Genomic DNA, 7,538 nt, shown 5'->3' on the forward strand with positions numbered 1-7,538 from the left:
AAAGCTCCTTCATTCTAGAAGAAGCCGTCAATCCTGAAAGTGCGAAAGACTCTGTACGTTATCCGGCTTTTCAGTCGGTACCGTCTGCAACGCATGATCGGCCATAGCCCAATCCAGTCGGCCCTCCGGGCGACGCGCGGGCTTGACCACTAGATAGTTGCTTCCGCTTCCCGCAACTTTTGCGTCACGTCGATTACGTTCGACAGATCCCAGCACGAACCTCCACGCCTTAATGCTGTCCACGTAAGTTGCCCAGTGCTCAACAGCTTCGTACGGGATGATCGCTCCGCGCAAAACTCGAAACTTGCCATCGAGCAAGATGGACGTTCCCAGCTTCATCCTAGACTGACAACTTGTGATGCAGTCGTGATCGTAGACTGTTCAGGCTTTTTCAAAATACTAGTTAACTGCGGCCTGAAGGGCGATCTCGACCAAGATGTCCTCGGCTGCGAGATTGGCTTCAACCGTGGCACGCGCTGGCAACGCGTTCGAAGGAATCCACTCTTCCCACACACCATTCAGTGCGCCAAAGTCCTTCACGACATTCTTCAACCAGATCTGCGCAAACAGGATACGAGACTTGTCGCTGCCGGCTTTTGCCAACAGATTGTCGATCCTGTTCAGCACTTCAGTCGTTTGGCCGACTACGTCCTTTTTGCGGTCGACGGCGGTCTGCCCGGTGATGTAGGCAATTCCGTTGTAAACGAGGACGTGAGAGAGACGTTTGCCATTGGCGTCGAAGCGTTGAATGTTCAAGGTTTACACTCTTTGTGTTGTTTAACGATGGTGGTCAGTGAGCGGATGTAACGATCGCGCAGCGTTCGAAATCGCCCGAGCAGTATTCACGACTTGCGGCGCCAGTTGCTCAATCACGGAATCGAGGGTCCAGCGACTGAATGGAACGGCGACATTGAGCGCGGCTAGCGGATCGCCCTGAGCGTTAACGATCGGGGCCGCCACGGCGATATCTCCGATGTAGTATTGCTCGTTCGAGGTTGCGTAGCCCGCTGCACGCGCTTCCTGGATAACGGCACGGAGAGCTTGTGGATCAATTTCTGTTTTATGTGTGAACGCCTGTAATTTCGATTGCGCAAGAATCGCATCGCTGGCTGCAGGGGACAGCGCGGCAAGAAACGCCCGTCCTGCCGAGGAGCAATACATCGGCAGACGTTGGCCTAGCGCGATCGGCACCGAGATTTGCTTATGTCCGGCAAATCGAGAGACATAGATCATGTCCGTTTCGCACGGCTCCAAGAGATTGCAACTCTCTCCGGTCGTCCCATTGAGCTCATGGAGATAAGGGTTAGCTCGCTCGACCAATTCACTGGTCTGGAGATACCCCGTACCGATTTCGAGTGATTTGGGTGTCAATCGATACCGACGAGTTTGGGGATCTTTGGCGAAATAGCCTAGTGCTTCGAGCGTGAACGCCAGACGTTGCACCGTGCTCTTGTTCATGCCGGTAATTTCGGCCATGTCGACGAGGCTCAGGCTGGAATACTCGCCACGAAAGGATGAAAGAAGCATCAATCCCTTCGCGAACGAAGCAATAAACAATGGAGATTCTTTCTCGTTGGTCGCTGCAGTCATTGCTCGGTTCCGATTGAACTCACGTCACTTCCGCCGTCACTATCAGACCGGATGTGTGACCCGCCGCAGAAAGTCCCTCGTGCGCTCGTGGCTAGGTTCACGCAAGACGTTTTGGGCGGATCCTTGCTCCAATATTTGTCCACGATCGAGGAATAGGACCTGATCGGCAACTTCCCGTGCGAAATGAATTTCATGTGTAACCACTAGCATGGTCATATGCTCTTCCGCCAAACTGCGCATGACCTGCAGAACCTCGCCAACCATTTCGGGGTCGAGGGCAGAGGTCGGCTCGTCAAACAAAATGGCGTCGGGCTGCATCGCCAGGGCCCGCGCGATCGCCACACGCTGCTGCTGGCCACCTGACAGCGATGCCGGATATGATTTGAGTTTGCTCGCGAGTCCGACACGCACGAGTAGCTCCTCGGCGCGGTCGATGACTTCCTTTCGGCCTTGCTTGAGCACGTAAAGCGGTCCCTCCATGACGTTCTCAAGCGCCGTTCTGTGTGGGAAAAGATTGAAGCGCTGAAACACCATTGAAACGCGAGCACGAACCTCATGAATCTTAGACGATCGGGCATCAACTTCCATATTGTTGATAAAGATGCTGCCAGACTGATAGCTCTCAAGCCCATTGATACAGCGCAACATAGTTGATTTGCCAGACCCTGAAGGTCCGATGAGACAAACCACCTTACCCTTCGCAATGTCTACGTCGACACCTCGCAGCACTTGCGCAGTTCCGTAGGACTTGTGAACTGCTTGAAAGCGGATCATCAGGCCAGCCTCAGTTTTTGCTCGACACGTCGCATTGTCAGATTAAGAGGAACCACAAGACATAGGTAGAGAATTGCCACCAGGCTGAAGACAGTGAGATTGTCGAAATTCGACGACGCAAGCATTTTTCCCTGCATCGTCAGTTCGGTTACCGAGATCACAGACACCTGGGAGGAGTCCTTTAGCAGCATGACCATGTTGTTGGCATAGGGCGGCATTACAACACGCGCCGCTTGTGGGAGCACTACCCGCCGCATCATTAAGCTATGCTTCATGCCAATCGATTTGGCCGCCTCGGTTTGTCCGCGGTCGATCGCCTCGATACCGGCACGAAACGTCTCGCCGATATAGCAGGAGTACGTGAGCGAAAGTCCCAAGACACCTGCTTGAAACGCTGTGAGATCAACTCCGAGATCAGGCATGACAAAATAGAGATAGAACAAGACGACCAAGATTGGGACGCCGCGCATCAATTCAACAAAGATTCGCGTGGGGCCGGAGAGGTAGCGTACGCCAGAAGTACGAAGCAGCGCCCAAAGCAGCCCCAGCAGAGTAGAGAGCGCTAGAGCTGCTAACGTCACAGCAATCGTTAGCCATAGGCCCTTTATCAGGAAGGGCAAGTAGTCGGCAAACCGGGAGAGAAAGGTATTCACTTGAAGCACCCTCCATTGTGGATACACGTCCCTCGCCGAAGCAGTTAAAAGGACGCTGACGCCTCGACACCGCGGAGTTAGAGGTTGTATTTTGCGAAGATGCGCGCCAGTTCGCCGCTTGCCTTCAACTTACCGATCGATGCGTTGACCCTCCGCAACAAGTCGACATTCTGTTTCGCAACGGCTGGAGCAACGTCGCTACTCTTCAGCGGCTTGTAGCCTTCTACAAGGCGCACACCGAGCGCCGGGTTATGGACAATCTGATAGGCAACGATCGGCTGGTCGCCAAAGCCTGCCTTGACACGACCAAGCTTAACTTCGCGCATGATGTCGGCTATGCCATCGTAAAGCTTGACGTCGCTGAACAGACCGAGTCCCTTCAGAGGCTCTACGAAAGCACTGCCTATCTGGGCTCCTACAGGCTGAGCCTTCAGCGCTTCCAGCGTATAGTTTTGCCTATCGTCAGCCGCGACAAACATAGCCTCGCCATAGGCGAAGACGGGATCGGCGAAGCTGACAGCCTCCTTGCGTTGGTCGGTGACCAACATGCCGGCGGAGATCAGATCTATCTTGCCGGTATTGAGGCTCGGAATCAGCGCGGAAAATGCTACGATTTCGAACGACACTTCCCATCCGTTGTCGGCCGCGATCGCCTTTGCAAGGTCGACCATGGCGCCCTTGATTTCATGGTTCTCGGGGTCGACAAATGTAAACGGTATGCCCGTGGTCGTGACGCCAACCTTTATCTTTTCCGCAGCCCATGCCGTACCGTTGAGAACGAGTGACGCGCCGAGCCAGAGAATCGCAGCGATCTTAGGCATACTCATTACCTCGCTTCATTTGATGTTGAACAATGACAGGCTCTCTTTGAGGACTCGCGCGTGTCTTTTCGTTGCATCACTCGATAGGCGATGCGCTGGCCCAATCTCATGAAGGCTGGGAATGGATATTTGCGCGGCTCACGTGTTAGAAATGACGCCCCAGTCGCAAATGTCCGACCAGCGGCCATCATGGCGAGCTTACTGCCGACATGAACGGAAAATGACACGCCACTTCCAGCATAGCCGCCACCGCAGAATACCTGGTCTTGGCCGGGAACGGCGTAAACGAACGGCAGCGAATTCATCGACACAGCAACCCATCCACCCCACCAGTAATCTACGGTTGCCTGCGACAAGGCCGGAAATTTTCGCCGCATCGCATCAATCATGTAGGCCTTGTGTCTTGGGTTTTCGGCATCCTTGCCCGTGATCGCGCTTCGCCCACCAAACATCATTCGCCCGTCGGGCAAGCGTCGATAATAAAATAGGAGTCCGCGGGTATCGAACATGCAGTTGCCTGAAGGTAAACTTCCCGCAATCTGCTTTTCGTCCATCGGTGCCGAAACGATAATCTGCGAATGCACGGGAAGAATGCGGGCAGCGAGCGACGGATTAAGGCGCGAGGATGTATAGCCGTTGGTTGCAACGATGACTTTGCGTGCCTTGACTAGACCGCTTGGCGTCCTCAGATGGTGCACACCACCGTAGCGCTGCCAACCAATCACCGGGGAGTTTGGGTGAACGCGTGCACCATAACGACGAGCGAGTCGGCAAATGCCGCGCGCCAGCTTAAGCGGGTTCATTGAGAAGCCGTCAGGGAAGTACATGGCGCCATGCGCTTCCGCGCCATGATGAATTCCGGCTAAGCCGTGTTTGGGCACAAAACGAGCTGGATATCCAACGAGATCGTTGTAGAGGTCCGTTTCGCGCTTTAGCGCCTCAACGTGAGCGTTAAACGCCGCGACCTTGTAGACGCCGTCAGGCTGCACGTCGCAATCAATTTCGCCTTCACGGATTATCGCTCGTACCCCATTGAGTGCTTGAAGCATCTCGTTGAAGTAGGCCTTGCCGACTTCTTCTCCGTAGACTTTGATCAACTTCGCAATAGGCATGCGTCCGCCCGAAATGCGCGCGAAGCTACCGTTGCGCCCACTGCAGCCCCACGCGACTGAACGGGCTTCAAGGACGATCGCTCTAATGCCGTAGTCGCGCGCAAGTGACAGGGCTGCGCTCAGCCCGGCATAGCCGCCTCCTATTACGGCGACGTCGACTTCCACACCTTCTTGGATGGCTCCGTCGTCTTGGGGTGGTGGGCCCGCGACGGACGCCCAATAGGTTTCTGGATCCAGCACGCTTGGGGCTGGATAATCATCGACGAGTGGATCGTAAGCTTGTTCTGTCATTGTATCGCTGTGCGATTAATCGTGATCGCCTTCAGACATGTACGCGCACCAGTCCGATGTTGTCAATCGATTCTGCGCTACTTCTATTCGGACTGCGATTCATGCCTATCGCCACTTGACACGAAACCGGAAATGTCATGTTATAACATTACATCGCCCGGAGCATTTTGTTTCGCGGTGAGGCGGGGCGCGTTTCTAGATGAAGTGGTTTTGGTCGAGCACTAAGTGCGGCACTTGGCTCGCATGTTTCGTGCTGGAGCTGTTTGGTTCAGCCCCACCGGACCACTGTCTCGTCAAGGCGCTGGGCCATGTCTGTCTCGTCGGTTTGAGATTGGCGTGCACCACGTTTCAGCCGCGCGCGCCACCCGCCTTCTGATTTCCAACGGTTGATCAACGCTCGGCTCGTCATGCATTCGCCCGCGGACGATCCCCGGCAACACTCGAACTCAAACTCCGTCGCATCGCGACGGCGGGTGGCCCCTTGTCCCCTGTTTGGAAACGAGCCGATGAAATTTCGTGTACTTCTCTAGCTGGCTTCTGCTCGGCATCTTGAGCACACAAGCGATGGCGCAGGACAAGCCGCCGACGGAACTACCAGCGGTCACGCTAACCGCGCCCAGCCCCATCGTGCGGCGGCAGTCTTCTCCCACACGCACTACATCAAGAATCACGCGCGGAGCCGCACACAATCGCAGTCGAGGTCCGGACGTCGCGTCTACGCCTTCCCCTGTGGTGACTCAGCAAGGCGTGCTGCCAATCGTGGCCAACCAGTTTGCAACAGTCACGGTACTGCCGAACGAGGAAATCCGCATCGGAGGCGGCGGTCAGCTGGGTGATCTCCTATTCTCCAGACCCGGCATCACCGGCTCGAGCTTCGCGCCGGGCGCCTCTAGCCGACCGATCATCTGGGGCCTTGACGTCAACCGTGTCGGCATCACCGAGAATGGCATCAACGGCGGCGGAGCGTCGGACCTTGGTGAAGATCACTTCGTCCCGATCGACCCCTTGGCGATCAACCAGATCGAAGTGGTACGGGGCCCCGCCGGGTTGCGCTACGGGTCGACCTCGATCGGTGGAGTCGTGAGCGCGACCAACAACCGAATCCCCGACCCACTGCCGATTTGTGCGACACTGCCGTTCCAAAGCTACGGCAAGCCCACACCGCTTGCCATGCCGGAAGCATCTTGCACTACGGTCGAGACGCGCACAGCGTTCAGCTCAGTCGACCGCGGTGTCGAAGGCGGTCTGCTGGTCGATGCAGGCGCCGACAACTTCGCGTTCCACGCTGAGGCCTACGGCCGCAAGACTTCCGATTACAGCATTCCAGAACGAGCACTATCCCGTCAAAATAAGTCGGTCGGACAACTTCCCGCATTGGCCGCCGGTGTTCGTCGTATCGAATGGCGCCGTAGAGAGTTTCGTTCGCCGCGATGTCGAACTCGGGTTGATACCCAAACATTGCTGACAACGAAGCTTGCGGATCGAGGTCAATCGCGAGGACCCGAAAGCCGGCCAGGGCGAGGGATTGCGAAAGATACAATGCCGTCGTCGTCTTGGCGGAGCCGTCTTTGAAGTTCGCGACGGTGATAATTTGAAGCTTATCGCCTGGGCGCCGGCGCGGGAGAAATTCCAATGCTTCGCGCGGCCGTGCGGTGGCTAGATACCCGCGCAACTCATGAATCTGGCCCAAGGTATAAGATCGGCGTCCGCCAAGGCCCGTCGCTGGGGTCGGTCCAAGTCCGTCGAGAGAGAGCTGCCGAAGGTACCCATCCGACACACCCGCAATTCGCGCAACCTCCCCTGAGGTGAACGACGGGAGCGATTTGCTTGCTGAAGGCGGGAACAGTGTCTTGGCGAGCGAGCGAAGCTGGCCGGAAAGGATGCCGGCATGCCGTGAGATCCGCGCAGACGCAGTCTCGCTCATCGTAACCGAATCTTCCGCTAAGATCGCCATTTGCCTTCCCGAGACGGTTTCTGCGCGTCAGACGCCTGACCTCCGTTTTGAGAGATGGCCACGATTCTATGATTGTTCCAAGAAATAAAGGGTTAACGAGTTCTTAACGCCACATGGCGGACCCAACAGCAAGCAGCGGCTTGTTGGGCGCATCGCCTTGCTGTTGTCAGCTGACAACAATGCCTCCCCAACCGGTGGAGCGAGTCCCTACTACAGCGTGAGTCAGCTAGGCTGTACGGATTCCCAAACCTCATTCTGTACCAAGCTACCTGCCGCTCCGATCGGTGTTGCTACCGTGCGGAGCGCCGGCGCCTCCTTCGATGCGCAGCAACCCTCGCTTCCT

The 7,538-nt window shown here is 56.2% G+C and carries 6 protein-coding genes and 2 pseudogenes; 1 reads left to right on the top strand and 7 read right to left on the bottom strand.

Annotation, left to right across the window (positions count from 1 at the left end):
• Positions 1-399: 399 nt before the first annotated feature.
• The 6 genes from XI05_RS09230 to XI05_RS09255 form a co-directional block, all read right to left on the bottom strand.
• On the bottom strand, positions 400-756 hold the full coding sequence (locus XI05_RS09230; protein WP_271500797.1) for a RidA family protein: 357 nt from the start codon (positions 754-756) through the stop codon (positions 400-402).
• A gap of 21 nt (positions 757-777) precedes the next feature.
• Complete coding sequence (locus XI05_RS09235) at positions 778-1,590, bottom strand: IclR family transcriptional regulator (RefSeq protein ID WP_271500798.1); 813 nt, start codon at positions 1,588-1,590, stop codon at positions 778-780.
• Positions 1,591-1,632: 42 nt separating this feature from the next.
• Entirely contained in the window at positions 1,633-2,364 is a 732-nt protein-coding gene (locus XI05_RS09240; RefSeq protein ID WP_271500800.1) for an amino acid ABC transporter ATP-binding protein, read from the bottom strand.
• Positions 2,364-3,017, bottom strand: a complete 654-nt coding sequence (locus XI05_RS09245) for an amino acid ABC transporter permease (protein ID WP_172789718.1) — start codon at positions 3,015-3,017, stop codon at positions 2,364-2,366. The genes XI05_RS09240 and XI05_RS09245 overlap by 1 nt, the downstream gene beginning before the upstream one ends.
• A gap of 77 nt (positions 3,018-3,094) precedes the next feature.
• A complete protein-coding gene (locus tag XI05_RS09250; RefSeq protein WP_271500802.1) occupies positions 3,095-3,838 on the bottom strand; it encodes a substrate-binding periplasmic protein in 744 nt (247 codons plus the stop codon).
• A 5-nt stretch (positions 3,839-3,843) separates the two neighbouring features.
• Positions 3,844-5,241, bottom strand: a complete 1,398-nt coding sequence (locus tag XI05_RS09255) for an NAD(P)/FAD-dependent oxidoreductase (protein ID WP_271500804.1) — start codon at positions 5,239-5,241, stop codon at positions 3,844-3,846.
• 564 nt (positions 5,242-5,805) lie between these two features.
• Here XI05_RS09255 and XI05_RS09260 point away from each other — a divergent pair.
• Positions 5,806-6,567: pseudogene (locus tag XI05_RS09260) on the top strand (TonB-dependent receptor plug domain-containing protein); the annotation flags it as partial.
• A gap of 1 nt (position 6,568) precedes the next feature.
• On the opposite strand, the pseudogene XI05_RS09265 reads toward XI05_RS09260, so the two are convergent.
• Positions 6,569-7,195, bottom strand: a pseudogene (locus XI05_RS09265) (AAA family ATPase); the annotation flags it as partial.
• Positions 7,196-7,538 lie beyond the last annotated feature (343 nt).

Source organism: Bradyrhizobium sp. CCBAU 11357, assembly GCF_028128865.1.
Classification (GTDB): domain Bacteria; phylum Pseudomonadota; class Alphaproteobacteria; order Rhizobiales; family Xanthobacteraceae; genus Bradyrhizobium.

Coding starts and splice junctions, on each gene's coding strand:
- XI05_RS09235 (WP_271500798.1), bottom strand. CDS start 1,590: ATGACTGCAGCGACCAACGAGAAAGAATCTCCATTGTTTATTGCTTCG.
- XI05_RS09240 (WP_271500800.1), bottom strand. CDS start 2,364: ATGATCCGCTTTCAAGCAGTTCACAAGTCCTACGGAACTGCGCAAGTG.
- XI05_RS09250 (WP_271500802.1), bottom strand. CDS start 3,838: ATGCCTAAGATCGCTGCGATTCTCTGGCTCGGCGCGTCACTCGTTCTC.
- XI05_RS09255 (WP_271500804.1), bottom strand. CDS start 5,241: ATGACAGAACAAGCTTACGATCCACTCGTCGATGATTATCCAGCCCCA.